At 68.2% G+C, this 24,773-nt stretch carries 25 protein-coding genes; 2 read left to right on the top strand and 23 right to left on the bottom strand.

The features are described 5' to 3' along the window. Nucleotides 1-30 precede the first annotated feature (30 nt). Both NVV57_09035 and NVV57_09030 read left to right on the top strand, forming a co-directional pair. A complete protein-coding gene (locus NVV57_09035) occupies nt 31-2,337 on the top strand; it encodes a hypothetical protein (protein ID MCR6712820.1) in 2,307 nt (768 codons plus the stop codon). A 10-nt stretch (nt 2,338-2,347) separates the two neighbouring features. Beyond that, on the top strand, nt 2,348-2,755 hold the full coding sequence (locus NVV57_09030) for a hypothetical protein (protein MCR6712819.1): 408 nt from the start codon (nt 2,348-2,350) through the stop codon (nt 2,753-2,755). On the opposite strand, the gene NVV57_09025 is transcribed toward NVV57_09030, so the two are convergent. From NVV57_09025 to NVV57_08915, 23 genes are all read right to left on the bottom strand, one after another. Continuing rightward, on the bottom strand, nt 2,752-4,191 hold the full coding sequence (locus tag NVV57_09025; GenBank protein MCR6712818.1) for an RNB domain-containing ribonuclease: 1,440 nt from the start codon (nt 4,189-4,191) through the stop codon (nt 2,752-2,754). The genes NVV57_09030 and NVV57_09025 overlap by 4 nt on opposite strands. A 9-nt stretch (nt 4,192-4,200) precedes the next feature. Continuing rightward, entirely contained in the window at nt 4,201-4,956 is a 756-nt protein-coding gene (locus tag NVV57_09020; protein MCR6712817.1) for an alpha/beta hydrolase, read from the bottom strand. 4 nt (nt 4,957-4,960) lie between these two features. Continuing rightward, nucleotides 4,961-5,668 carry an alpha/beta fold hydrolase gene (locus tag NVV57_09015; GenBank protein MCR6712816.1) on the bottom strand — a complete coding sequence of 236 codons (708 nt, stop codon included), beginning with the start codon at nt 5,666-5,668 and terminating at the stop codon, nt 4,961-4,963. A gap of 41 nt (nt 5,669-5,709) precedes the next feature. Then, nucleotides 5,710-6,012: a hypothetical protein gene (locus NVV57_09010; protein ID MCR6712815.1), complete on the bottom strand. Its 303-nt coding sequence runs from the start codon at nt 6,010-6,012 to the stop codon at nt 5,710-5,712. Between the two features lie 165 nt (nt 6,013-6,177). Beyond that, nucleotides 6,178-7,632: a GH1 family beta-glucosidase gene (locus tag NVV57_09005; protein ID MCR6712814.1), complete on the bottom strand. Its 1,455-nt coding sequence runs from the start codon at nt 7,630-7,632 to the stop codon at nt 6,178-6,180. A 43-nt stretch (nt 7,633-7,675) separates the two neighbouring features. Further along, on the bottom strand, nt 7,676-8,251 hold the full coding sequence (locus tag NVV57_09000) for a hypothetical protein (GenBank protein MCR6712813.1): 576 nt from the start codon (nt 8,249-8,251) through the stop codon (nt 7,676-7,678). A 29-nt stretch (nt 8,252-8,280) separates the two neighbouring features. Beyond that, a complete protein-coding gene (locus NVV57_08995) occupies nt 8,281-9,591 on the bottom strand; it encodes an NtaA/DmoA family FMN-dependent monooxygenase (protein ID MCR6712812.1) in 1,311 nt (436 codons plus the stop codon). Nucleotides 9,592-9,687: 96 nt separating this feature from the next. Beyond that, nucleotides 9,688-10,383 carry an endonuclease NucS gene (nucS, locus tag NVV57_08990; GenBank protein MCR6712811.1) on the bottom strand — a complete coding sequence of 232 codons (696 nt, stop codon included), beginning with the start codon at nt 10,381-10,383 and terminating at the stop codon, nt 9,688-9,690. Nucleotides 10,384-10,386: 3 nt separating this feature from the next. Beyond that, on the bottom strand, nt 10,387-10,662 hold the full coding sequence (locus NVV57_08985) for a F0F1 ATP synthase subunit epsilon (protein ID MCR6712810.1): 276 nt from the start codon (nt 10,660-10,662) through the stop codon (nt 10,387-10,389). A gap of 3 nt (nt 10,663-10,665) precedes the next feature. Continuing rightward, the gene (gene atpD, locus NVV57_08980) at nt 10,666-12,150 is read right to left on the bottom strand and encodes a F0F1 ATP synthase subunit beta (GenBank protein ID MCR6712809.1); all 1,485 of its coding nucleotides are present in this window, start codon (nt 12,148-12,150) and stop codon (nt 10,666-10,668) included. 11 nt (nt 12,151-12,161) lie between these two features. After that, complete coding sequence (locus NVV57_08975; GenBank protein ID MCR6712808.1) at nt 12,162-13,058, bottom strand: F0F1 ATP synthase subunit gamma; 897 nt, start codon at nt 13,056-13,058, stop codon at nt 12,162-12,164. Nucleotides 13,059-13,061: 3 nt separating this feature from the next. After that, nucleotides 13,062-14,696: a F0F1 ATP synthase subunit alpha gene (gene atpA / locus NVV57_08970; protein ID MCR6712807.1), complete on the bottom strand. Its 1,635-nt coding sequence runs from the start codon at nt 14,694-14,696 to the stop codon at nt 13,062-13,064. Between the two features lie 30 nt (nt 14,697-14,726). Then, the gene (locus NVV57_08965; protein MCR6712806.1) at nt 14,727-15,539 is read right to left on the bottom strand and encodes a F0F1 ATP synthase subunit delta; all 813 of its coding nucleotides are present in this window, start codon (nt 15,537-15,539) and stop codon (nt 14,727-14,729) included. A gap of 2 nt (nt 15,540-15,541) precedes the next feature. Then, the gene (locus NVV57_08960; protein ID MCR6712805.1) at nt 15,542-16,111 is read right to left on the bottom strand and encodes a F0F1 ATP synthase subunit B; all 570 of its coding nucleotides are present in this window, start codon (nt 16,109-16,111) and stop codon (nt 15,542-15,544) included. Nucleotides 16,112-16,114: 3 nt separating this feature from the next. Beyond that, the gene (gene atpE, locus NVV57_08955) at nt 16,115-16,348 is read right to left on the bottom strand and encodes an ATP synthase F0 subunit C (GenBank protein ID MCR6712804.1); all 234 of its coding nucleotides are present in this window, start codon (nt 16,346-16,348) and stop codon (nt 16,115-16,117) included. A 36-nt stretch (nt 16,349-16,384) separates the two neighbouring features. Further along, complete coding sequence (gene atpB / locus NVV57_08950; GenBank protein MCR6712803.1) at nt 16,385-17,227, bottom strand: F0F1 ATP synthase subunit A; 843 nt, start codon at nt 17,225-17,227, stop codon at nt 16,385-16,387. 33 nt (nt 17,228-17,260) lie between these two features. Next, on the bottom strand, nt 17,261-17,704 hold the full coding sequence (locus NVV57_08945) for a hypothetical protein (protein MCR6712802.1): 444 nt from the start codon (nt 17,702-17,704) through the stop codon (nt 17,261-17,263). Continuing rightward, nucleotides 17,701-18,858, bottom strand: coding sequence for an undecaprenyl/decaprenyl-phosphate alpha-N-acetylglucosaminyl 1-phosphate transferase (locus NVV57_08940; protein ID MCR6712801.1), 1,158 nt, complete (start codon nt 18,856-18,858; stop codon nt 17,701-17,703). Before NVV57_08940 ends, NVV57_08945 begins: the two co-directional genes overlap by 4 nt. Further along, nucleotides 18,855-19,538, bottom strand: a complete 684-nt coding sequence (locus NVV57_08935) for an L-threonylcarbamoyladenylate synthase (protein MCR6712800.1) — start codon at nt 19,536-19,538, stop codon at nt 18,855-18,857. The genes NVV57_08940 and NVV57_08935 overlap by 4 nt, the downstream gene beginning before the upstream one ends. Before the next feature lie 38 nt (nt 19,539-19,576). Next, nucleotides 19,577-20,482: a peptide chain release factor N(5)-glutamine methyltransferase gene (gene prmC, locus NVV57_08930; protein MCR6712799.1), complete on the bottom strand. Its 906-nt coding sequence runs from the start codon at nt 20,480-20,482 to the stop codon at nt 19,577-19,579. Next, the gene (prfA, locus tag NVV57_08925; GenBank protein ID MCR6712798.1) at nt 20,483-21,568 is read right to left on the bottom strand and encodes a peptide chain release factor 1; all 1,086 of its coding nucleotides are present in this window, start codon (nt 21,566-21,568) and stop codon (nt 20,483-20,485) included. Nucleotides 21,569-21,580: 12 nt separating this feature from the next. Beyond that, on the bottom strand, nt 21,581-21,790 hold the full coding sequence (gene rpmE, locus NVV57_08920) for a 50S ribosomal protein L31 (GenBank protein ID MCR6712797.1): 210 nt from the start codon (nt 21,788-21,790) through the stop codon (nt 21,581-21,583). A 332-nt stretch (nt 21,791-22,122) separates the two neighbouring features. Further along, on the bottom strand, nt 22,123-24,429 hold the full coding sequence (locus NVV57_08915) for an immune inhibitor A (protein ID MCR6712796.1): 2,307 nt from the start codon (nt 24,427-24,429) through the stop codon (nt 22,123-22,125). Nucleotides 24,430-24,773: the final 344 nt, after the last annotated feature.

Below are 24,773 nucleotides of genomic sequence, written 5' to 3'. Positions count from 1 at the left end.
GCCCTTCGCGGCGTTACTTAAGGAGCGCGCATGTCCGAAGAGAACCTTGCCTTCCCCGTCACGATGAGGGGCTACGACCGTGATGCGGTCGCAGCGCACATCGCTCGACTCGAGGCGGACGTGGCGAGCGCCAAGAAGGCGGCTGCGGAGAATGCCGAGAAGGCTCAGAGCGCAGCGAAGGCGCTCGAGGACGCCAACAAGGCGCTCGGCGAGGCGGAGAAGCCCACGTACAAGGGCCTCGGCGCGCGCGTCGAGAACCTGCTGCGGTCCGCCGAGGAGCAGTCGTCCGACGTTCTCGCCCGCGCCACGACGCACGCGCAGGACACGGTCGCGCGCGCGACTGTCGCGGCGCAGCAGCTGCGCGCCCGCGCCGACAATGAGGTCGCCGAGATCCTCGCGCAGAGCCGTCGCGAGGCCGATGAGATCAAGACCCAGGCCGAGAACGCGGCCGCCGCCCTCAAGGAAGCGAGCGAGCGCCAGGCCCAAGAGACCCTCGAGCGAGCCAAGCGCGAGGCCGAGCGGAACGCCCAGAACGCCGACGCCGAGATCTCCGACAAGAAGGCAACGGCCGAGCGCGAGCTCCACACGCTACGGGCGAGCACAGAGCGCGAGACGACAGAGGCCCTCGTGACGAGCCAGCGAGAGGCTCAGGAGCGCGTGGAGGCCGCGCGCGCGGAGGCGGAGCGCCTCGTCGCCGAGGCCACCGAGAACGCGAACGCGCTGCAGTCCGAGGCCGAGGCGATTCTGGGCGCGGCCCACAGCGAGGCGGAGACGCTGTCCGCGTCGACCCAGGCGGAGGCGACGCGCCTCACCAGCGAGGCGGAGCGTCGGCTCTCGGAGGCGCGAGACCACGCGGACGAGCTCCTCAAGAACGCGGAGGCGGACGCGGCGAAGATCCGCACACTGGCGGAGGCCGAGGCCGCGGACCTGCGGTCGACCGCGGACGCCGAGGCGACCCGCCTGCGCGCCGACAGCGCGGAGGCCTTCGCTGCCGCCGAGGAGGAGGTCGCGGAGATGCGCGCCTCTGCCGCGGCCCAGGTGGACCAGGAGCGCGCCGCGCACGACGCCGTGATCAAGCAGGAGCGCCAACGCAGCGCGAGCGAGATCGCCAAGGCGCGCGCCGCGCACGACGCGCTGATCGCCGAATCCCGTCAGGACCACGAGTCACAGCTCGCGCAGGAGCGCAAGGAGCACGACGCACGCATCGCGCAGGAGCGCGGCGAGCACGAGACGGCTATCGCAGACGAGCGCGCGGCTCACGAGGCGCGGATCGCCCAGGAGCGCCAGGAGCACGACGAGCTCATTGCGGGTCAGCGCGCGGCCACGGCCGCCGCGCTCGCGCAAGCGAACACGGACATCGCCAAGGCCAAGGCGGAGCACGAGGCGACCATCGCGTCGGCCCGCGAGGCGCATGAGGCCCAGATCGCGAACGAGCGCAGGGAGCACGACGCTCTCGTCGCCTCTCAGCGTTCCGACGCGTCCGCGGCGCTCAAGCAGGCCAAGCGGGATGCGCAAGAGCTGCGCGCGCAGGTCGACGCCGAGGTTGCGGAGCTCCGCGACGCGGCGGCGCGCGAGACCGGCGAACTGCGCGCGAGCGCGGAGGCCGACACCGCCGCCCTGCGTGCGGAGACGGACGAGACGGTCGCCGGCCTCAAGGCCAAGGCGACCGCCGCGTTCGAGGCCGCCACGGCCACGGCGGCTCGCGTTCGCTCGGACGCCGAGCGCGACGGGGCTGCGGCACTCGAGGCCGCTCGCGAGGAGGCCACCGCGCACCTCGTGGAGGCGCGAGAGGCCGCCGCTAGCGAGCGCTCCGCCGCCGCCGCGGAGGCGGAGGCCGTCAAGGAGGAGGCGCGTCGCGCCCGCGAGGACCTCCAGATGGAGATTGCCAAGAAGCGCGAGGACGCGGAGCGCGAGCTCACCCGCCGCAACCAAGAGGTGCAGGCGGAGATGCAGGCTCTCGTCGCCGACGCCCAGGCGCGCGCAGAGGAGGCGGAGGAGCGGCTCGCCGCGACGCTCGAGCGGGCCGAGGTGGTGCGCCGCGAGTCCGAGGTCCACTCGCAGACGCTGCTGTCGAACGCGCGCAACAACGCGGACGAGATCGTCTCCGAGTCCCGCGTTCACGCGGAGGGCATCATCTCCGAGGCCGTCGCCGACGCCGAGCGGGAGCGCACGAACGCGCAGAAGGAGGTCGAGGAGCTCAACCGTCAGCGCGAGTCCATCACCGGCTACCTCGACGACCTTCGCTCGCTCCTGTCGAACGACCCCATCGGCAACCTCGCGGCCGCGGCGAAGCTCAAGGCGCCGGAGATCGCCGAGGAGCCTGCCGAGCAGCAGTGATTGAACTGCAGTGACGGACAACCCGCACCTCCGCAAGGCGCAGGCGATGGCCCGCGCCCGCGATGCGGAGGTCGCGAAGGCCAGGGTTCTCGTGGAGCAGTTCGCCCGCGACGCGATCGCGGCCGGGCTGCGCCCCGAGCGCCTCACCGCACGGGCATACAACGGATCTACCAGGTATAAGACCCAGATCACCGGCTGGTATCTCAAGCGCGATCGCTCGCTTGGCGTCTCGACGGACGGCGTGTTCTACGTGCTGTCCACGGCCGGCGGATTCGGCGCGCGACTCAAGGGCGTCACCGTCGAGCCCGGAGAGCCCATGCTCGAGCTCGGTCGCGGGGCGCGCGACGGCGAGTCAATGCCGCTCACGGACGCCCTCGCGGGCCGCCTCGCCGCCGGGAACGACTGGCGGGCCGCTTAGCCGACCGTAGCGAACTCGACCTTCGCTCCCTCGGCGCCGGCAGCGTCGGCCCGCGTGAGGCGCACCGATTGGCGCTCCCCCACCTTGATGTCGCCGGCGCACGCGGCGACGACCGCGGGCTCCTCAAGCTGGATGGTCCTGTCGTCCAGTCCCACGGCGTTGAAGGTCTCGCCGACGTGCGGCGCGAGCACCGCGGCCTCCACCGCGTCGATGCACTCGCGATCGACGGCCGACGCTGTGCGCGCCCCCGCGGTCAGCGCGGACGCCAACGTGGGCAACGCCGCGTGCACCCATGCGGGAACGGGCTGCCGGGCGCAGTGTGCGAGACACACCTCGGTGCCGTAGCGATCGACGAGTCGCCGCAGCGGGGCGGTGACGTGGGCGTACGGGCGCGCGAGCGCGCCGTGAGTGGTGTGTTCGGGAACAGGGAGCCCCGGTACGTCGAACGGCTCCCACGCCGCGCCGCGGAACAGTCGCGTGGCCTGCGTGAGGAACGCCGCGGCCCTCGGCGATTCGGGGTCGAGGGTCTTGAGCACCTCTCCATAGGTCATGCCCGCCGGCCATGCCACGCCGATAGCGAGCGCCTGCCTGCGCAATCGCTCCTCGTCCTGCGCAGCCGCGGGCGGCATGGTGCGCAGCACGCCAACGCCCGCCTCGAGCATGATCCGGGCCGCTGCCTCTCCTGTCAGCAGTGAGACCTGCGCGTTGTCGTCCTCGATGCCGGTCGCGGCGCGGAACACCAGGCGCAGCTCCCCTCCCTCCGAATCCACCTCTTGGCTGGGCTTCGGGAGCGTCACGCCGCCTGCGAGCCGCACGTGCTCTCGGCGCGCGTCGCCAAGTGCCCGCATCGCGGCCACGAGCGGCTTCGCGTCCTCCGGCGGCGCGCCGCGCAACTCGTCGTACGAGTACTGCCTCCGCGAGGACACCCAAGCGCGCTCGACCCGGGCATCGCCGAGCGCCCCGTCGGCGCGCACGGAGATGGTCCACAGCGCGGCCTTGGTGCGTTGCCCCGGCAGCAGCGAGGCGAAGCCCTCGGACATCCCGGGCGGGTGGAGGCCAACACGCATGTCTGGGCAGTAGATGGTCTCCCCGCGCGACCACGTGTCGCGATCGAGGGCGCCGCCCGGGGAGACGTGAGCGCCGACGTCGGCTATCGCGTAGTGCACGAGCCACCCGGTCCCGTCCGCCTCCACGGCGAGCGCCTGGTCGAGGTCGCGCGAGCCAGGTGGATCGATCGTGACGAGCTCCAGGTCCGTTCGGTCCGCGCGCTCCCCTCGCACGTGCGCCAGTTCGCCCGACGCTGCGCCCGCCTCTCGCGCCTCGCTCACCGCGTCGTCAGGGTAGTTCTCGTTCACGCCGTGGCGCGCGCGGATCGCGCGGAAGGTGGGCTCGAGGGGCTCGAGCGGCACGCGGGCGACGAGGCGGCGGCGAGTCATGACGGGTCCTTAAGCGAACAGCGGCGCGAGGGCCCGCGCCACCGCGTGAGGGTCCTCGAAGGCCGCAAGGTGGCCGATACCAGGAAGGACAATGAGTTCTACCCCGAGAGCGGCGGCCATCGCCTCGGCGTCCGAGCGTGGCACCAGGGCGTCGTTCTCGCCGATGATCACCACCGCGGGCGCATCGACGGAACGCAGTACCTCGGTGCGATCCGGGCGCGCCGCCATCGCGCGCTGACCCCACGCGATGCCGGCCCCGGAGTGCGCCGCAACGTTCTCAGTAATCGCACTCACTAGGGTTTCGCGCTCGTCCCCCTGGGTGCCGATCAGGTCCTCGGCGACCAGCCGGGGGTTGGGATGCCGCCCGGCCTCCTCGACGGTCTTCGCGATCTCGAGCCGCTTCGCCGCGGCCTCAGGGGTGTCCGCCACAGACTTGGTGCCGATGAGCCCCAAGCCGGCCACGGCTGTCGGCTCTCGCTCGGCGACCGCCATGGCTACGTAGCCGCCCATCGACGAGCCGACCCAGATCGCCGCCTCGTGACCCGTGGCCTCGCGCATCGCGACGACGGCGGCGTCGGCGATGAGCTCGAGCGAGGGTTCCTCGTGGGTCATCGGCATCTCGCCGATGCCGGGAATGTCGAAGGCGATGATGTCGAAGTCCGCGGCATCGCCCGTGAAGACACCGATGAGCCCCTCCCACTGGCTACGGTCCACGGGGAAGGCATTCAGGAGGACGAGGGGCGTGCCGTTTGGAGGAGTGGTCACGGCTCTATTCGACCACGGACGCGTCCACGTGGGTGGGCAGCGGCGCCTTCTGGGGCGCGACCACGGCCACGATCTCGTCCAGCACGCGGCGCACGTAGGGCTCGCCCACCCACAGGTGCTTAGCGCCATCGACCCCGATCACGGTGGCCTGGGTGAGGGGCGCGAAGGCCTCCCGGGCGGCCTCGGGCCGCAGGTAGTCGTCAAACTCGGGCACCAGCACGGTCACGGGCTTGCCCGACGCCGCCCACGCCTTGAGGTCCTCCTCGCCCGCGCGGTGCAGGGGCGGCGAGAGCAGAATGGCGCCCTCTACATCGAGGCTCGCTCCGTGCATGAGCGCGAGCTCGGTGCCGAAGCTCCAGCCGACGAGCCACCGGTTCGGAAGGTCATGCGTGACCGCGTAGTCAACGGCCGCGCGGACGTCCGCCGCCTCCGGCAGCCCTCCCCCAAACTCCCCTGCACTGGTTCCGCGCGGCGAGTGCGTGCCGCGCGTGTTGAACCGCAGCACCGCGATGTTCGCGAGGTACGGGAGCCGCCAGGAGGCCTTGCGGTAGACGTGAGAGTCCATGAATCCGCCGTGCGTGGGCAGCGGGTGAAGCGTGATGAGCGTCGCCTCGATGGGGCCGCTGACCGGCGTCGCCAGCTCGCCGACGAGCGTGAGGCCGTCCTCGGTGCGCAGCTCGATCTCGTCGCGGTGTGCGGGGAGCACGGTCATGGAGCGGAGCTCTGCGTCGCCCAACTCAACCCCTGCCACACTCAACCCCTGCCAAAGGCGCGCCAGCAGCCGGAGTGCCAATGGCGTCGGGCCTGCGCCGCTGCGTCCTCACCCAGGATGTGCTCCACCGGCCACGCCACGATGTGCTGCGTCTCCCCTGTTATTTCGCGGTTGCACCCTGGGCAGATATAGGTCTTGTCCGTGGGCCTTGGCGTGGCCACGTAGTACTGCTCGCCCCGCGGCCCCGTCTCGACGCGTGCGGCGCCGCCCAGGGCACGGTCGGCGTCGAACTCCTCGTGCGGCTTGCCGTAGGGGCGCTTGTTGGATCGGCGACCGGAGGGCATGGTGACCATTTTAGGCGCGCCCCACCCCGTCAGCTCCGCACGGATGGTGTGACTCGTGTGACTCAAAACCACGGATCCAGCCTGATCTGAGTCCCAACCGTCACTACAGTCACACGTTCCGTGCGGAGCCCGCGAGGGGTGCGGACACGTGGCCGGCGAGTGCGCCTAGAAGCTGCGCGGCGGCGTCTCCACGAGCGACTCGATCGCGTCCACCGGCGTGAGAGCGCGCCGCGCTATGGTCTCGCGGTACCAGTACGCGGAGTCCTTCCACGTGCGCGCCTGCGTGTCGTAGTCCACGCGCAGCATGCCGAAGCGCTTGGAGTAGCCCCAGCCCCACTCGAAGTTGTCCATGAGGCTCCACGCCATGTAGCCGCGGATGTCTGCGCCCTCGGCGCGCGCGAGCTGCAGCGCCGCCAGGTGATCGTGGAGGTAGGTGTAGCGGTCGACGTCGCGGATGCGCCCATCCTCGCTCACCTCGTCGGGCCAGGAGGCGCCGTTCTCGGTGACGATCATCGGCACCCCAAGCTCGCGCCACACGCGCAGCAGGTGCGCGTGGAAGCCGCTCGGGTCCACGTTCCAGCCCATCGTGGTGCGCTTGCCGATGAGCGGCATGAACTCCACGTGGTCCGCGCCGGGCCAGCAGCTGAAGCGCGTGGTCTTGTGCCCGTCCTGGCCCGTGTCGTGGCGCGGGCCGTCGTTGTGCCGCACCGAGTGGCTCGAGTAGTAGTTCACGCCGATCTCGTCGACGGTGCCCTTGATGGCGTCGAGGTCGCCCTCGTGCACAAAGGACCAGTCGGTGATGCTGCCCGACGCTGCCAGCAGGTTCTCCGGGTACGTCCCCTTGGCGAGCGGCTCAAGGAAGACGCGATTCGCGAGCGAGTCGATGAGCTGGGCGGCCTCAAGATCCTTGGGGTCGGCCACGTTCCACGGGCGCGGCAGGTGCGAGTTCAGCACGATGCTGACCTTGGCGTTGGGCGCGACCTCCTTGATGGCCCGGTAGGCGAGGCCGTGGGCGAGGTTGAGGTGGTGCGCGGCCGCGAGCGAGTCCGCGTGGTCGCTGCGGCCGGGAGCGTGGGCCCCGGAGCCGTAGCCGAGGAACGCCGTGCACCACGGCTCGTTGAACGTGGTCCAGTGGCGGATGCGGTCACCGAACTCGGCCGCGCACGCGCGCGCGTACGCCACGAACGCGTCCACCGTGCTGCGATCCGGCCAGCCGCCGTTGTCCTCCTGCCACTGGGGCAGATCCCAGTGGTAGAGGGTGACGATGGGCTCGATGCTGTGCTTCTCGAGCTCGTCGAGGATGCGGTGGTAGAAGGCGAAGCCCTCGGTGTTGAACTGAACTGCAGCGTTGAAGCCGCCGGCAGCGTCGGGCTGAATGCGCGGCCAGGCGAGCGAGAAGCGATAGGCGGTGAGGCCGATCTCAGCCATCGCCGCGATGTCGTCCGCGTAGCGGTGGAAGTGATCGCACGCGACGTCGCCGGTGTCGCCGTCGAGCGTGCGGCCGGGCGTGTGGCTGAAGGTGTCCCAGATGGACGGTCCGCGGCCGCCCTCGTGGACGGCGCCCTCGATCTGGTAGGACGCCGTTGAGGCGCCAAAGAGGAAGTCTGTGGGGAAGGTCATGCGGGGTAGCCTACCGCCCGGTAGGCGTGCGTGCGAAACGTTTCTACATCCGCTGGAACTCGTCGCGGTCGTGCTTGCCCTCGACGTAGTCGAAGACGTTCGGCAGCGGGCCGCGCTCGATCAGGATGGTCCACCGAATGCCGCTCGCGAGCACCCGCCGGCCCACGATGGAGCTGATCGCTCCCAGCAGCGGCGTGGCCCACGCGAAGCCGGTGAAGGACGCGTGGTTCCAGAAGTCGAGCTGCCCGCTGGTGTTGTATGCCTGGACGGCGACGAGCGAGAGCATCGCGAGCAGCCACAGCCCTATCGCCCCTGCTACCGCGTACACCGTGTAGTGGACCCAGGTGCGAGTGTCGTGGCGCAGCAAGTGCAGCAGGCCAAAGCTCATGAGCGCCCAGAGGGTCGCGAAGATGCCCAGAATCGCGGGCCCGACGACGTAGCCGCCCATCGTCAGCGTCTGCATCGCGGCGCCGAACGGCTGGGTGGTGAAGTAGATGATCCCGAACGGGATGAGGCTCGCGGCCCCAGCGCGCCAGTGCACGCCGAACTGCGCGTAGAGGAAGGCTCCCTCTTCAAACTGAGGTACCGACCTGCGCAAAGGCTTGAGGTTGTTGGCCACGCCTCAAGGGTACGCCGTCTGGGGCGCCCCTAAGCGGGCAGCCCGTAGTTCTGGCGGAAGCTCGTCGATTCGTACTCGGTGCGGAACCGGCCGCGGTTCTGGAGCTCCGCGATCACGTCCTTGAAGCGCTCCACGCCGAACGGCTGCACGTGCGCGTTGACGTTGAAGCCGTCGCCAACGCCGGTGTCGTGCCACTCGATGATCGTGTCCGCGATCTGCTCCGGCGTGCCGAAGATCGTGCGTTGCCCGCGCGTGAGGTTGTGGTGCACCAGCTGCTTGACGGTGAAATTGTTCGCCTGCGCCACGCCGCCGATGTCGTTGCGTCGGTAGTTGATGACGTCGTCGTCGGAAGGGATGGTCTCGAACAGCTCAACCGGCAGCGGCTGGTGGGGGTCCAGCTCCTCGGCCGGCAGTCCCACCTGGTTTGCGAGGTGGTTGACGAGGTAATCGAGGTCCATGAGCTCGTCCACCTCGGCCTTGTGCTGGCGCGCCTCCTCCTCGGTGTCGCCCACCACCGCATAGAGGCCGGGGAGCACCAGCAGGTGGTCGGGATTGCGCCCGAACCTCGCCGCGTGGTCCTTGACCTCGGCGTAGAACTTGCGGTCGGCCTCGAGGTGCGGCTGGGAGGTGAAGAGGGCGTCGGCGTACTTGGCGCCGAACTCGCGGCTGCGCGGCGAGATTCCCGCCTGGAACAGCACGGGGCGCTCGCCCTCGTAGCGGCCGCGCATCTGCAGCACGCCGGTGGAGCTGTAGTACTTGCCGTGGGCGTCGATGGGGTGGGTGAGCGCGGGGTCGATGTAAATGTCGTGCTCTTTGTTCGCGGTGATCGCCTCGTCGGGCAGCGAGTCCCACAGCCCGGTCACGATCTCGACGAACTCCGTGGCCTTCTCGTAGCGCGTCTCGCGGTCCAGCTTCGAGTCCAAGGGCTTGCCGAGCGCGTAGAGCGTCTCGTCGTCCTGGCTGGTGACGATGTTCCAGCCCGCGCGCCCCTTGCTGACCTGGTGCAGGCTCGCAATGGAGCGCGCAACGAGATAGGGGTCGCCGTGGATGGACGACGCTGTTGAGATCAGTCCCAGATGCTTGGTTTCCATGGCGATCGCCGCGAGCAGCACGGCGGGGTCGAGCCCGCGGCGCGGCTTGCGCAGGAAGATGTTGCCGAGCGAACCCGGGGTGTCGGGAAGGAAGATCGCGTCGAACAGGGCCGACTCCGCGAGTTTCGCGTACTCGATCTGGTGGTCGATGTCGTCGACGAGCTTGGTGGGGTCCTCGAAGGTCTTCCAGCCAGCGTCGTGCCTGCCGGAGGTGTGGAAGATCAAGTTCAGACGAATCTGCTTATTCACCCTGGAATTCTCCTGAAGTCTTGGTGCCCCGGCGGCCACTGGCCCCGCGCAATTCTATCCCTGCCTGCGCGTCGGGCCTGGGTGCCGCGGCGCGCCTCAGAACAGCCGCTTGTCCGCGTCGTCCTCGCCCTTCATCGCCTCGTAGTCCAGCACGATGCAGCGGATGCCGCGGTCCTCCGCGAGCACCCGCGCCTGGGGCTTGATCTCCTGGGCCGCGAACACGCCGGCGACCGGCGCCAAGAGCGGATCGCGGTTGAGCAGCTCCAGATACCGGGTCAGCTGCTCCACGCCGTCGATGTCCCCACGGCGCTTGATCTCGACGGCCACGGAGGCTCCCCCAGAGTCGCGCGCCATGATGTCCACCGGCCCGATGGCGGTGGGGAACTCGCGGCGGACAAGGGTGTGCCCAGCGCCGAGCAGCGTGATCTGCTCCGCGAGCAGCACCTGCAGGTGCGCCTCCACGCCGTCCTTGATGAGGCCCGGGTCCACGCCGAGCTCGTGCTCGGTATCGGAAAGCACCTGGTAGAGCTCGATTTCGAGGCGATCGTCTGTCTTGTCGTGCTGAACCACCCACACGGCCGTGACGCCGCGAGAACCCGCCTCAGCGTCGGGCACTGCGGTGCGGAAGGTGCACGGCGGGCTCATCCAATTGAGGGGCTTGTAGGAGCCGCCGTCGGAGTGAAGCAGCACCGAGCCGTCCGCCTTGACCATGATGGCGCGCGTGGCGAGGGGCAGGTGCGCGTTGAGCCTGCCGGTGTAGCGGGCCTCGCACTGGGCGATGACCACTCTCACGCGTTACTCCGCCGAAGGCGTGTCGAGCTCCACGGGCTCCGCGACGATCGTGATGACGTTGTGGTCGAAGGACACGAAGCCGCCCTGGATCTCCACGCTCGTGTCCCCCGCAGCGCCGTGCACGCGCACAACCCCCGGCCGCAGCACTGACAGCACGGGCTCGTGGTTGGCGAGGAAGCCGAGGTCTCCCTCGACCGAGGGTGCGATGACGCGGTCCGCCGTCCCGGACCACAGCACGCGGTCCGGGCCGACGATGTCGACGGTGAGGGCGTCGGCCATGGCTTAGCCGATCTCCTTCTGGATGCGATCCCAGTTCTTCTCGAGGTCCTCGATACCACCGATGTTGAAGAAGGCCTGCTCGGACACGTGGTCGTACTTGCCGTTCACGATGCCGGCGAAGGCCTCGATCGTCTCGGAGAGCGGGACGGTGGAGCCGGGCACGTTGGTGAACTGCGTGGCCATGTAGGTGTTCTGCGAGAGGAACTGCTGGATCTTGCGGGCGCGGGCCACGATGATCTTGTCCTCTTCGGAGAGCTCGTCAACACCGAGGATCGCGATGATGTCCTGGAGCTCCTTGTTGCGCTGCAGGATCGACTTGACGTCGTTCGCGGTGGTGTAGTGGTCCTGGCCAACGTAGCGCGGGTCGAGGATGCGGGACGTCGACGACAGCGGGTCCACGGCCGGGTAGAGGCCGCGCGAGGCGATCTCGCGGGAGAGCTCCGTGGTCGCGTCGAGGTGCGCGAACGTGGTGGCCGGCGCGGGGTCGGTGTAGTCGTCCGCGGGCACGTAGATCGCCTGGAGCGACGTGATCGAGTGGCCACGCGTGGAGGTGATGCGCTCCTGGAGCTGACCCATCTCATCCGCGAGGTTGGGCTGGTAGCCCACGGCAGAAGGCATGCGGCCCAGCAGGGTCGACACCTCGGAGCCCGCCTGAGTGAAGCGGAAGATGTTGTCGATGAAGAGCAGCACGTCCTGCGACTGCACGTCGCGGAAGTACTCCGCCATCGTGAGCGCGGAGAGCGCGACGCGAAGACGCGTGCCCGGCGGCTCGTCCATCTGGCCGAACACGAGTGCGGTCTGCTTGATGACGCCGGATTCGGTCATCTCGGCGATGAGGTCGTTGCCCTCGCGGGTGCGCTCACCAACGCCGGCGAACACCGAGACGCCGTTGTGGTTGTTGGCGACGCGGTAGATCATCTCCTGGATGAGGACGGTCTTGCCGACGCCGGCACCACCGAAGAGGCCGATCTTTCCACCCTGCACGTACGGGGTGAGCAGGTCGATGACCTTGATGCCCGTCTCGAACATGGTGGTCTTGGACTCGAGCTGGTCGAAGGCCGGGGGCTTGCGGTGGATGGGCCAGCGCTCGGTGATCTCGAGCTTCTCGCCCTCCTCGAGGTTGAGCACCTCGCCCGTCACGTTGAACACGTGACCCTTGGTGACGTCGCCGACGGGCACCGAGATGGGGGCGCCCGTGTCCGTGACGACAGCGCCGCGGACGAGACCGTCGGTGGGCTTGAGCGCGATGGCGCGGATCATGTTGTCGCCCAGGTGCTGAGCGACCTCGAGCGTCATGCGCAGCACGCCCTCGTCCTCGCCCTGGCTCGACAGGTCGATCTCCGTGGTGAGCGCGTTGTACATGTCCGGCAGAGCGTCCGCAGGGAACTCGATGTCCACAACGGGGCCGATGACGCGCGCAACGCGACCGACTACGACGTCGGGCGTGGCTTCCTTCGCGGGGGCCTTTGCGGTCTTGGTGGGGGTCATGGTCTCTCCGATCACGAGGCGGCCGCGAGCGCGTCGGCGCCCGAGACAATCTCGCTGATTTCCTGGGTGATCTCGGCCTGGCGCGCCGAGTTGGCGAGCCTGGTGTAGTTACGAATGATCTCTTCGGCGTTGGACACCGCGGTGTTCATGGCGCGCTGCCGGTTCGCGAGCTCGGATGCCGCCGCCTGCAGCAGCACCGAGTACAGTCGCGCCTCGATATAGCGCGGGAGGAGCGCGTCCAGCACGTCCTCCGCGCTGGGCTCGAAGTCGTACAGCGGCGCCACGCCCTCGCCGGGCTCGGGCACCCCCTCGACGATCTCGAGCGGCAGCATCCGGACAACGCGGGTCTCTTGCGACACCATCGAGGTGAAGTGCGTGTAGACCACGTGCAGCTCGGCCACGCCGCCGTCCTCCGGCGCCGCCGTGAAGGCGGCGAAGAGCACTCGCGCAATGTCCTTGGCCGTGGCGTGCGATGGCGCGTCAGAGCCGCCAACCCACTGGCCAGCAAGCGCGCGGCGACGGAAGCCGTAATAGCCCACCGCGCGTCGGCCCGCTGCGAACTGCACCACCTCGTGACCGTCACGCTCGAGCCGCTCGCGAAGCCTCTCGGCCTCGCGCAGGACGTTGGCCGTGTACGCGCCCGCCATGCCGCGGTCGGCGGCGACGGTGAGCACCGCTACGCGGTTGGTGTCCGTGCGCTTCGTGGTGAGCGGGTGGTCCACAGAGGAGTGCGTGGCGACGGCGCTGATGGCACGCGTGAGCGCGCGAGAGTACGGCGCGGCCGCCGCGACGTGCGCTCGCGCCTTCCCGATGCGCGAAGCCGCAATGAGCTCCATCGCACGGAAGATCTTCTTCAGCGACTGTGTCGACCGGATCCGCTGCCGGTAGACGCGCTGCTGTCCACCCATTGGCTACTTCTTCTTGCCCGTGACGATCTGCTCCTGCTCCACCTCGGCGTCGCCGCCGCCCTCGATGGCCGACGCCGTGCTGAGTTCCGTACCCGTTCCGGCGAGGAACGTGGAGACGTAGTCGTCGACGTTGGCCTCGAGCTCCGCCTCGGCCTCCTTCGACAGCACGCCGGAGGACGCGATGTCGGTGAGGATCGAGGTGTTGCGTCGCAGGTGGTCAAGCAGCTCGCGCTCGAAGCGGAGCACGTCGGCCACCGCGATCTTGTCGAGCTTGCCCTTGGTGCCCGCCCAGATGGAGACGACCTGCTCCTCCACGGGGTACGGCGAGTACTGGGGCTGCTTGAGCAGCTCCATGAGGCGCGCGCCGCGGGTCAGCTGTTGGCGCGAGGCCGCGTCGAGGTCGGATGCGAACATCGCGAAGGCCTCGAGCGAGCGGTACTGGGCGAGGTCGATCTTGAGCGTTCCGGAGACCTGCTTCATGGCCTTGACCTGCGCGGAGCCACCGACGCGGGACACCGAGATGCCCACGTCGATCGCGGGACGCTGGTTGGCGTTGAAGAGGTCGGACTGGAGGAAGATCTGCCCGTCCGTGATGGAGATGACGTTGGTGGGGATGTACGCCGACACGTCGTTCGCCTTGGTCTCGATGACGGGAAGGCCCGTCATGGAGCCGGCGCCCATGTCGTCGGACAGCTTGGCGCAGCGCTCGAGCAGACGGCTGTGCAAGTAGAAGACGTCGCCCGGGTATGCCTCGCGGCCCGGCGGGCGGCGCAGCAGCAGGGACACGGCGCGGTAGGCCTCTGCCTGCTTCGACAGGTCGTCGAAGATGATCAGCACGTGCTTGCCGTCGTACATCCAGTGCTGCCCGATGGCCGAGCCGGTGTAGGGCGCGAGGTACTTGAAGCCCGCGGGGTCCGACGCGGGGGCGGCGACGATCGTCGTGTACTCGAGCGCGCCGGCCTCCTCGAGGGCGCCGCGCACCGAGGCGATCGTGGAGCCCTTCTGGCCGATGGCGACGTAGATGCAGCGGACCTGCTTGGTGGGGTCGCCCGTCTCCCAGTTGGCCTTCTGGTTGATGATCGTGTCGATCGCGATGGCGGTCTTGCCTGTCTGACGGTCGCCGATGATCAACTGGCGCTGGCCGCGGCCGATCGGGATCATCGCGTCGATCGCCTTGAGTCCCGTCTGGAGCGGCTCGTGCACGGACTTGCGGTGCATGACGCCGGGAGCCTGCAGCTCGAGGGCGCGGCGACCGGTGGTCTCCAGCTCGCCGAGCCCGTCGATGGGGGTGCCGAGCGGGTCCACGACGCGGCCGAGGTAGCCGTCGCCGACGGCGACGGAGAGCACCTCGCCGGTGCGGCGGACCTCCTGGCCCTCCTCGATTCCGGTGAACTCGCCGAGCACAACGACGCCCACCTCACGGACGTCGAGGTTGAGCGCGAGGCCCAGCGTGCCGTCCTCGAAGCGCAGCAGCTCGTTGGCCATGCAGCCGGGAAGGCCCTCGACCTGCGCGATGCCGTCGGCCGTGAGGGTCACGCGGCCAACCTCGTCGCGAACGGCGCCCTTGGGCTCGTACGACTTCACGTAGGTGTCGAGCGCGGCCCTGATCTCGTCGGGGCTGATCGTCACGTCGGTCATGAGTGGATCTCCTGTCAATGCGGCGTCGGCTTAGCCGACCAGGCGTCGTCGTGCGTCGTCGAGGCGGGCCAGGACGGTGCCGTCCACGACCTCCGCCCCAACCTGAACTCGAATGCCACCGAGGACCTCGGGGTCCACGGAGGCGTTGATCTGGATGTCGCGGCCGTAAGCCTCGCCAAGGACCTTGGCGAGGCGGGTGCGCTGCGCCGCGCTCAGCTCCACCGCAGCGGTGACGTTGGCGACGATGCGGTTGCGTCGACGCGCCGCGGCTTCCAGCAGGATGTTGATGGTGGGAACCAGCCGACGCCCGCGCGGGACGCCAACGGTGCGCTCAAGCATGGCGTCGGTGACCTCGGAGAGCTTGCCGCCGAGCACGTCGTGGAAGACGCTGAGGCGCGCCTCCTTCGTGGCCGAGCGGTTGCTCATGGCCGTGAGGAGGCTGCGGTTCGCGGTCAGGATCCGCTCCACACGGAACAGCTCCTCCTCCACTGCGCTGAGCTGGCCCGCGGTGTCCGCGTAGGCGAAGAGCGCGTGTGCTCCCGCGTACTCGATCGACTCCGGGAGGTCCTTGTCCTCGGACCAGCGTGCGTGCACGAAGTCCTTGAGGACGTCGACTGCGCGGGGATCGAGCTTGCCGAACAGGGCGTCGACGAGCTCGGCCTTGTCGTGGCCGAGGCGGGCGGGGTCGGTGAGCGCGCGGCGAAGCGAGCCGGACGAGTCAAGCACGTCGACGACGGAGTACAGCTGCTCCGCAATCAAGAGCGCGTCCTTGCCCGCGGCCGTGGCCACGGGGTCGAACGTCTCCAGCACCGCGTCTCGCGACGCCTGACTCGTTCCGCGCATGCTTACGCCTCCGCCTTGCTCTTCTTGACGGTGCTCTCCAGCTCGGTCAGGAACGCATCGATGACGCGCTGCTGACGGGCGTCGTCGGCCAGGGACTCGCCGACGATGCGCGAGGCGAGCTCGGTTGCGAGCGCACCAACCTCGGAACGCAGCGCGACGATCGTCTGCTGGCGCTCCGCGTCAAGGGCCTTCTGCGCGCCGACGGCGATGCGGTCGGCCTCCTTGCTGGCCTTTTCGCGGGATTCGCTGAGAATCTGCGAAGCTTCAGCACGCGCATCCTCGCGAATGCGCGCGGCCTCAGCCCTAGCGTCGGTCAGCTGCGCCGTGTACTCCTCAAGGGCGGCTGCGGCCTCTGCCTGCGCCTTCTCCGCCTTGGTGATGCCGCCCTCGATGAGCTCGGCGCGCTTGTCGAGCGTGCTGAGCAGCGCGGGCAGCACGAACTTGAAGAACGCGCCGAACACGATCGCCAACGCGACGATCGACCAGAAGATCTCGAATGGCTCAGGCAGCAGCGGGTTATGCGACTCTTCAGTCTCCGCCGCCGCAAGAACCAGGCTTGCGAGCGTCGTCATGGCTTACGGGAGGAAGAACGGGGTGGCGATGCCGATGAGCGCGAGCACCTCGATGAGACCGATGCCGATCCACATGAGGCCCTGCAGGCGGCCTGCCATCTCGGGCTGGCGAGCCGTGCCCTCGACGACCTTTCCGATCAGGATGCCGAGGCCGATGGCCGGGCCAATGGCCGCGAGGCCATATCCGACCGTGTTCAGGTTGCCGGTCATCTCAGCAAGCGTCGTGACGTCTGCCATGGTGATTCCTTTCGTGTCCGGTTGCGGCCCGGACGGTTAGTGGTCCTCGCTGATGGCCATGTTGATGTACACGGCCGAGAGGATGGCGAAGATGAACGCCTGGAGCGTTGCGACGAATACCTCGAGCAACGTGATGAACAGGATGCCGATGAACGTCAGGACGCCGTAGGCAAGGTTGAATCCCGAAGGCGCCTGGTACCAGAAGTACGTGGTCGCCGAGTAGGTGAGGACGAGCAGCAGGTGGCCCACGATCATGTTGATCGTGAGTCGCAGCGCGAGAGTTGCGGGGCGAATGATCAGCACCTGCAGGAAGTCGATGATCGCGATCAGCGGCTTGAGCGCACCGGGAACGCCCGGCGGGAACAGCGAGTGCTTCACGTAGCCGCCGGCGCCGTGCTTGCGGATGCCGTTGGCGACGTACACGACCCACGTGGTCGCGGCGAGCACCATCGAGATGCCGATGAGGCCCGTGGAGGCGATGTTGAGGCCGGGGATGACGCCCGTGATGTTGAAGGCGAAGATGCCGAAAAACATCGTCAGCAGCATCTTCTCGTATCGCTTGCCCTCGACCTCGCCGAGCGTCGAGTACACGACGTTCTGGCGGATGTAGTCGATGATGATCTCCACCACGGACTGGCCGCGCGTGGGGACGACCGTGGCGCGGCGGGCGACGAAGATCATGATTCCCACGAGCAGCACGGCCGCGATCATCCGCACCAGCATCACGCGGTTGAACTCGTAGAACGTGCCGTCGCCGAAGAGGGCGTCAGGGTAGAAATCGTTGATCGAGGGCGCGTGGAAGCCGTTGCCGTCGTCAGTGACGAGGCGCGAGATCGGCGCGACGTTCAGAGCACACTCTCCGGAAGTTGGGCCGCGCATGGAGGCAGGCCAAGAAATGGTCTGGATCGGGCTCTAGCGTACCCCATCGTCGGGGGTGCCGCCGTCCGTGGGCGGTGCCGGCTGGACGTACGGAATGCGTCCACGCTGGAACACGATGATGTCGATGATAATCGCGGCAAGCGAGCCCGCCAGCAGCGTCGCACCGAACGCGGGGCGTACCAGGGCGTCGATGCCCTGGGCGATCATCGCGGCGACGATCACCAGCAGAATCTTGACCATGGATGAGGCCGCGGTGGCCCCCACAAAGACGAGCGGATCGCGCCGCACGGTCAGCAGTGCGGCCGCCTGGGTACCGAGGCCGAAGATGGCCGCGAGGCCCGCGCCCGCGAGCGCGCTCCAGAAGCCGGGCACCCCCGAGACCGCGTACGCGATCACACACCCGACTACCGCGACGATCGCGATGGCGACGCATGACCACACAAAGCCGCGCCGGAACACCTTCTCTTGGGGGCTCACGCCTCCTCCTTTGGTTTGCCCGACGCCGCGCGCACCCCTCGCAGCACAAGTCCCCACACCGCGGTGAGGCCGCGGCGCGCGCGGTCGGAGAACGTCACGAGGCACGCAACCAGAATCCCGCACCCTATGAGCAGCGCGGACTCCCACCCAGGCAGGAAGACGAGCGAGACGGTCCCGAACGAGAGCACGAACGTCCACAGGTACATCACGCCAACCGCCCAGCGATGCGTGTGACCGTGGCGCAGGAGCAGGTGGTGGAGGTGGTGCGCGTCCGGCGCGAACGGCGACTGGCCCTTGAGCGTGCGCCGGATGACCGCAAGGAACATGTCGATGAGCGGCACGGCCACCACCATGAGCGGCAGCACGATGGGAATGAAGGCAGGGATGCGCTCGCGCTGGGAGACGAGCTCGGGGTCGATGCTGCCCGTCACGATGATTGCAGCCGCGGCGATCGTGAGACCGAGCACCATCGAGCCGGAGTCGCCCATGAAGATGCGCGCGGGGTGCACGTTGTGGGGCAGGAAGCCGATGCAGGCACCAACGAGAACGGCGATGATCAGGGTGGCCAACGACGAGTAGTCACCCGGTGAGGCCGAGCGGGCGAGCACATACGTATAGGTGAAGAACGCGAGGCCGCCGATCGCGACCATGCCTGCCGCAAGCCCGTCGAGACCGTCAACGAAGTTCACCGCGTTGATCGCGATCACCACCACGACGACGGTCACGATCAGTGATACCCACGGCGACCCGATCGTGAGCCCCGCGATGGGGAACGTGACGAGCTGCACCCCTCCCCACGCCATGAGCAGCGCCGCGAGCACCTGGCCGGCGAGCTTGGCCATCCAGTCGAGGTCCCAGATGTCGTCCGCGATTCCCACCGCACACACAAGCGCCGCGCCGCCGAGGACGGCCCACGCCATGCGGCTGGCATTGAACACGGGGTCGAGGAAGGGCACCGCGCTGGCAAAGATGATGCCCGACGCTATGCCGATGAACAGTGCCACCCCGCCTAGGCGCGGGGTTGGGGTGGTGTGCACATCTCGGGCTCGCACCGCGGTCACCGCACCGGTGCGGAAGGCCAGATGGCGCATCGCCGGCGTCGCCACGTAGGCGAGCAGCGCAGCGATCGCCATCAGGATGAGGTAGACCTTCACGCAGTAGTTCCAGGTTGCGCAGTGGGTCCTGTGTTCCCTGCAGGCTCCATCGCCGCCGCTCCTACGGTCTCGACGATCTCGTCCCTGCTGATTCCGCCCTCGCGCACCACGCGCAGGCGCGGGCCCGTGGCGTCCACGATCGTGGACGCCACCCCGAGCGGGCTGTCCCCGGAATCGAGGTAGATGGCAACCGCGTCCTTGAGCTGGTCGCGAGCGTGCTCGGCGCGAGTGGCCGCGGGCGCACCGGTCTTGTTGGCGCTCGTCACCGCGAGCGGGCCCGTGCGTTCGAGCAGCGCGAGCGCGGCCGCGTGGTCCGGCACCCGCAGGGCCACGGTGCCGTGGGTCTCGCCGAGGTCCCAAGCGAGGCTCGGCTGCGCGAGCACGATGACGGTGAGAGCTCCTGGCCAGAACCGCTCCATGAGCTTGCGCGCGCTGTCCGGCACATCTCTCGCGAGCCCGTCGACCGTTCTGACACTAGGAATCAGAACGGGAGGCGGCATCTGGCGACCGCGGCCTTTGGCCGCAAGAACTGCCGCCACAGCGTCGGGCTGGAAGGCGTCCGCGCCAACGCCGTAAACGGTGTCCGTTGGCAGCACGATGACCTGGCCGTTCTGGACCGCCTGGACGGCGGCGTCCAATGACGGCCCCCAGGTTGCGGGGTCGAAGCAGGGCAGGATCACGGGGACCAGTGTCCCAGACCTGAGCCCTCTGACACGCTTCAGGCGCCGATGCGGCGCGCCACCAGCATCCGGTCACGCCCCGTGAGGTCCTTGAGGGTGCTCACGCCCTCCCAGTACACGGAGGAGCTGGCGAACTCCCGCATCGCGAGGCCCTGCCGGTCTCCGTGCTCGACGATGAGGACGCCGCCGATGCGGAGCAGCCTCACCGCCTCATCGGTGATGTCCTTGGGCACCTGGAGCCCGTCGGGCCCGAGCCCGTAGAGGGCCTGCGGCGGGTCGTAGTGCTCGACCTCGGGGTCCACGGGAACCATGTCGCTCGGGATGTACGGCGGGTTCGCGACCACGACGTCCGCGCACGCGTCCATATGGCGCAGGCAGTTGCGGGCGTCGGCGAGCACCGTGCGGACCCGCTCTTGCACCTCCGGCGGCTGCGCGCGCACGTTCCGACGGAGGTACACCCACGCGTCCTCGCTCGCCTCCACGAGCGTCACCAGGGCATTCGGCACCTCGTTGGCGATCGCGAGGCCGATCGCTCCGGAGCCGGCGCACAGGTCGGTCACGCGCACGGGCTTTCCGCTCGCGGCGTCTTCCGCGGCGAGGAACGTCATGGCCGCGTCGATCGCCGCCTGCGCCACGGTCTCGCTCTCCGGCCGCGGGACGAACACACCCGGACCCACCTCGAGCGTGAGTCCGCGGAAATGGGCCTTGCCGGTGATGTGCTGAAGCGGCTCGCGGTCGACGCGCCTGGTAACGCGGGCCTCAAGGAGGTCGAGGTCCGCGCCGTCCGGCCAGTCGTCGTCACGGGCGGCCGCGAGGCGAACTTCGCTCGACTCCCAGCCGAGCGTGTGGGCGATGAGCTCGATGGTGTCGACCTCGGGAGAGGCGACCCCAGCGTCGGCCAGTCTTTGGGCGGTCGCGCGAACGCGCGCGCCAATCGTGGGCACTTAGGCGCCGCTGCCTGCGAGGCGGGCCGCCTCGTCTGCGTCGATGGCCGACTGAATCACGGGGCCGATGTCGCCTGCGAGCACCTGGTCGAGGTTGTAGGCCTTGTAGCCGGTGCGGTGGTCCGCGATGCGGTTCTCGGGGAAGTTGTAGGTGCGGATGCGCTCGGAACGGTCCACGGTGCGCACCTGGGACTTGCGCAGGTCGCTCGCTTCGGCCTCCGCGGCCTCCTTCTGCGCGGCGAGCAGGCGCGCGCGCAGGATGCGGAAGGCGGACTCCTTGTTCTGGAGCTGGCTCTTCTCGTTCTGGCAGCTCACGACGATTCCCGTGGGGACGTGCGTGAGGCGGACCGCTGAATCCGTGGTGTTGACGGATTGGCCGCCGGGGCCGGAGCTGCGGAAGACGTCCACACGGACGTCGTTGGGGTCGATCTCGATCTCGCCGACCTCCTCGGCCTCCGGGAAGACCAGCACGCCAGCGGCCGAGGTGTGGATGCGGCCCTGCGACTCCGTGGCGGGGACGCGCTGCACGCGGTGCACGCCGCCCTCGTACTTGAGGTGGGCCCACACGCCGTCTTCTGGCTGGACGGTGCCGGGGGCCTTGATCGCCACCGAGACGTCCTTGTAGCCGCCCATGTCGGTGTGGTTGGCCTCGAGGACCTCGGCCTTCCAGCCGCGGCTCTCCGCGTACTTGAGGTACATCTTCAGCAGGTCGCCCGCGAACAGCGCGGACTCCTCGCCGCCCTCGCCGGACTTGATCTCGAGGATCGCGTCGCGGGCGTCGTCTGGGTCGCGAGGGATGAGGATGCGGCGGAGGTGCTCGGTGGCGTCGTCGGCCGCGTGCTCCAAAGCGGGAACCTCGGCCGCGAACTCGGGATCGGCGTCGGCCATATCCCGCGCGGCGGCGAGGTCCTCAGTCGCCGCCGCCCACGCGCGGTGGGCGGCGACAACCCGGCCGAGCTCCGCGAAGCGGCGCCCGAGCGTGCGAGCCCGCCCAGCGTCGGCATGGACGCTGGGGTCGGCTAACTGCCGCTCGATGTCGGCGTACTCGTCCAGCAGTGGCTGGACGGCCGCGAAGGCCTCGGCCACGTGAGGACGGTGTTACTTCTTGGCGCCGTAGCGCTTCTCGAAGCGCGCCACGCGACCGCCGGTGTCCATGATCTTCTGCTTGCCCGTGTAGAACGGGTGGCAGTTGTAGCAGACCTCGACGTTGATCGCGCCGCTCGTCACGGTGGACTTCGTCTCAAAGGTGTTGCCGCAGGTGCACGTGACAGTGGTGGCCACGTACTCGGGGTGGATTCCTTGCTTCATGATCTCCCTTAAAGGTGCCGCCGGGTCCTTGCTCGTACTTCGGGGTCGGTGAACCGGCTGGCCAGCGTTCTATTGTGCCAGGTTTGGAGGCCTAACTCCACCTGTCACCTAGTACAACGCTTCGGCATTCCCCGGCCCAGCGGTTTAGGCGGCTCAGTCCTGATTTTCTCGGGCTGTGGTCCAGTTCTGGGCAAACCAGTCCTGATGGTGCCCGACGCTGCGGCACGTTTCACGCACGAGCCAGTGGAGCGTCGGGTGGGAAGCGCGAACAGGACTGGGCTGCCTAAACGGACGGCAGGCGGCTCCCGGCGATCCGGGAGCCGCCGCACACCCTACGAGACCGCGACGATCATGTGGTTCGCGTACTGCGCGTCCACGCGGATCTTCACCCCAACCGCCGGCAGCTTCACGCCGTGGTTGGGCAGTTCGGAGTACCAGTACTTCTTGGTGTCGTCGAAGACCGGCGCCGCCTTGGCTCCCTTGATGCGGCTCGTGACCCCGTTGACATGGAGCGTCAGGGAGTCAGGCCCCTTCAGGCTGAACGGAGCGTCATAGACCTGCACGCGCGCCCGCCACAGCTTGCCGTTGACGTCCTTGAACGGCTTGGGGTGGGCGTCGATGTAGAGGTTCCGGCCGTTGCCGGGGTGCTCGATCGTGTCGTTGTCCTCGTACGAGAGGTCCCAATAGGAGATGAGCAGCCCTTGCTGATACGCGAAGTGATCCACGTAATTGGGCTTGGTGCTCGCGTATCCAAAGAAGTACGGACCCGTCTTCAGGTACTTGTCGAACGACGTGTATGAGCGCGATGCGGCGATGTAGTAGTTGGGGTACTCCAAGGTGCTCGTGTCGCCGACGGCCGCGAAGCCGTCCACAGTCCATCCGTTGTCGCCGTCCTCCGCGCCGTCCGCGAAGACGCCGTCAATGGCGATGTCGTCGAGGAAGATGCCGTCCACAACGTCGGGGTCGTTGCCCGCGACGCCGCCGTCGGTCGTATAGCGCAACCGCAATTGCACGGTCTGGCCCGCGAACGCACTTAGGTCGTAGTTAGCGGTGGTCCAGTCTGCTTGGGTCCCGTCCGTGCCCACCACATCGGTCGCGTTGGTGATGCTGCCGGCGATGGGAACAAAGCCGGAGCCGTTGTCGACCTCGACGAAGAAGTAGTCATACCCCTCTTCAATGTCGTAGCGAGTCTTGAAGGTGAGCGCCGAGCTGCCCGTTGGCACCGCAACAGTGCGAGTAAGTGTGCTCGTGAGGTCGTTGCCCGTGCCGCTGTACCACTGGCTGTCCCCAGATGCGGGGCTGCCAAGGTCCACGGTGACGGATTTCAGTGGCAGGCCAACGATGAGCGCTTGCGGGCGCTTGGTATTGAACTCGGACACTCCTAGGTCCACCTTGGCCTTGGTGCCAGAATCGAGATACTTGTAGTTCAACCAGCCCAATTGGAGCTTGTTCCAGGCTCCGAGGTCGCCCCCGCGCTCACCGATACCGGCGTCGTTCTTGGCGGAGAGTCTGCTCTGCGCCATGAGCGTCCAGTACTCGTTGTTGTTGTCCCCGCCGTTGATCTCGTTGTAGTCGTCTGGCAGGCCCAGGTCGTGGCCGTACTCGTGATAGAACACGCTGCGCCCACCGTTCTCTGGCTGGATCGTGTAGTCGCCGATCCACACCCCGGACGTGCCGACCTCGGTTCCTCCAAGGGGGTTGGCGTCCGGTCCGGTGCTGCCCACCTGGTTCACGTAGGCGTACCAGCGGTGCGACCAGATGGCGTCATCGCCGTAGACGGGATCGCCGTCGGCCTCGTCGCCGCCCGCGTGCACGATCTGGAAGTGATCGATGTAGCCGTCCGGCTCGTTGAAGTCGCCGTCGCCGTCAAAGTCGTAGCGGTCCCATTGGTCGAAGGACTGAAGATCCGCGTTGACGTCCGCTTCCGAACGCCCCTGCGCCAATTGATCCTGGTACCAGACGTTTGCCGCGTCGCGAACGAGGTCCCACACGCTCGTGCAAACCGTGTCTCCACACGCGTCGGTTCCGTAGCGCCCCTCCGTGTACGGCACCTTCACCCAGTCTGTGACCTCGCCGTTCACGCTGTAGCGGCCGGAGGACTGCGTCTCGTAATAGGCGCGCAGGGACTCGGCGTTGTCGTCGAAGTAGAGGTTCTGGAAGTACGCCTGCGAGTAGTCGGCGCGCCAGATGGTGCTGTTGTCGACCTTCCTCTTGGGCTTGGGAATCTGGTTGTGCAGCGGCCCTTCTGTGCGCTGAGCGTTGTCGGCCGGTGGGTATGGCGACGCCTGGTCGCCGAACTCGGTGAGGACCACGAAGACCCGGTCCGTGGTCTCGCGAGAGAGCTCCACGTATTGCCCTTGCTTCTTCGACTTTGCCGTGCCGCGAGCGTTCGGGTTGGCCGCACTCACGGTCTCCGAGCCGACCTTCACGACCGTGCTGTCCCCGCGCTGCTCGGTTTCGAGGTTGCCACCGAGGACACCGGTGATCGCTGTCTGCCTAAGCGCGGTGCGCTTGTCTTCTAGCGGATTGGGCAGGTTATCGGAGGAGCCAGCCTCCGCTGCCTTGGGTGCGACGGTCGGTGCCGCCGCCGCGCCGGGCGCCACGATGAGCCCGGCTCCAAGCACTGCCGCTGTGGTCACTGCAACTACTGTTCTGCGCACGTTTCCTCCCGTTGGATTGAGCGTCCGGTGCGCTGGTTGCGCCCAAGACGCACATTGGGGACAGGGCGCCGTAACGCCCTGTCCCCAGTGATGTGCTCACCCCCACGTCCTTGCGGACGCGACGGTTCCTCCATCTTGCACAGTTTTTGCTGTTAGCGCATTTCGAGAGCGATATCCGTTTTGTCGCGTCGCTTAACTCCGCACTTTCTGCCCGACGCTGGGGCGGCTGGGCGCGAGCGCTTCCCTTGGTGTCCTCCGCGGACTCAGTCGCCCAACCCTCCTTCAGAAACTCTCGTCCTACCGCGCGGTCGTCGCGGCCTCGT

This window comes from Demequina sp., assembly GCA_024707205.1.
Classification (GTDB): Bacteria; Actinomycetota; Actinomycetes; order Actinomycetales; family Demequinaceae; genus Demequina.
Note: the sequence above shows the minus strand (reverse complement) of the source record. Positions and strands in the feature narration are given on the sequence as shown.

Excerpts from the sequence above, each read along its gene's own strand:
- NVV57_09035 (MCR6712820.1), top strand. The coding sequence starts at position 31 with ATGTCCGAAGAGAACCTTGCCTTCCCCGTCACGATGAGGGGCTACGAC.
- NVV57_09025 (MCR6712818.1), bottom strand. The coding sequence starts at position 4,191 with ATGACTCGCCGCCGCCTCGTCGCCCGCGTGCCGCTCGAGCCCCTCGAG.
- NVV57_09015 (MCR6712816.1), bottom strand. The coding sequence starts at position 5,668 with ATGACCGTGCTCCCCGCACACCGCGACGAGATCGAGCTGCGCACCGAG.
- NVV57_09010 (MCR6712815.1), bottom strand. The coding sequence starts at position 6,012 with ATGCCCTCCGGTCGCCGATCCAACAAGCGCCCCTACGGCAAGCCGCAC.
- NVV57_09005 (MCR6712814.1), bottom strand. The coding sequence starts at position 7,632 with ATGACCTTCCCCACAGACTTCCTCTTTGGCGCCTCAACGGCGTCCTAC.
- NVV57_08985 (MCR6712810.1), bottom strand. The coding sequence starts at position 10,662 with ATGGCCGACGCCCTCACCGTCGACATCGTCGGCCCGGACCGCGTGCTG.
- atpD (MCR6712809.1), bottom strand. The coding sequence starts at position 12,150 with ATGACCCCCACCAAGACCGCAAAGGCCCCCGCGAAGGAAGCCACGCCC.
- NVV57_08975 (MCR6712808.1), bottom strand. The coding sequence starts at position 13,058 with ATGGGTGGACAGCAGCGCGTCTACCGGCAGCGGATCCGGTCGACACAG.
- atpA (MCR6712807.1), bottom strand. The coding sequence starts at position 14,696 with ATGACCGACGTGACGATCAGCCCCGACGAGATCAGGGCCGCGCTCGAC.
- NVV57_08965 (MCR6712806.1), bottom strand. The coding sequence starts at position 15,539 with ATGCGCGGAACGAGTCAGGCGTCGCGAGACGCGGTGCTGGAGACGTTC.
- NVV57_08960 (MCR6712805.1), bottom strand. The coding sequence starts at position 16,111 with ATGACGACGCTCGCAAGCCTGGTTCTTGCGGCGGCGGAGACTGAAGAG.
- atpE (MCR6712804.1), bottom strand. The coding sequence starts at position 16,348 with ATGGCAGACGTCACGACGCTTGCTGAGATGACCGGCAACCTGAACACG.
- atpB (MCR6712803.1), bottom strand. The coding sequence starts at position 17,227 with ATGCGCGGCCCAACTTCCGGAGAGTGTGCTCTGAACGTCGCGCCGATC.
- rpmE (MCR6712797.1), bottom strand. The coding sequence starts at position 21,790 with ATGAAGCAAGGAATCCACCCCGAGTACGTGGCCACCACTGTCACGTGC.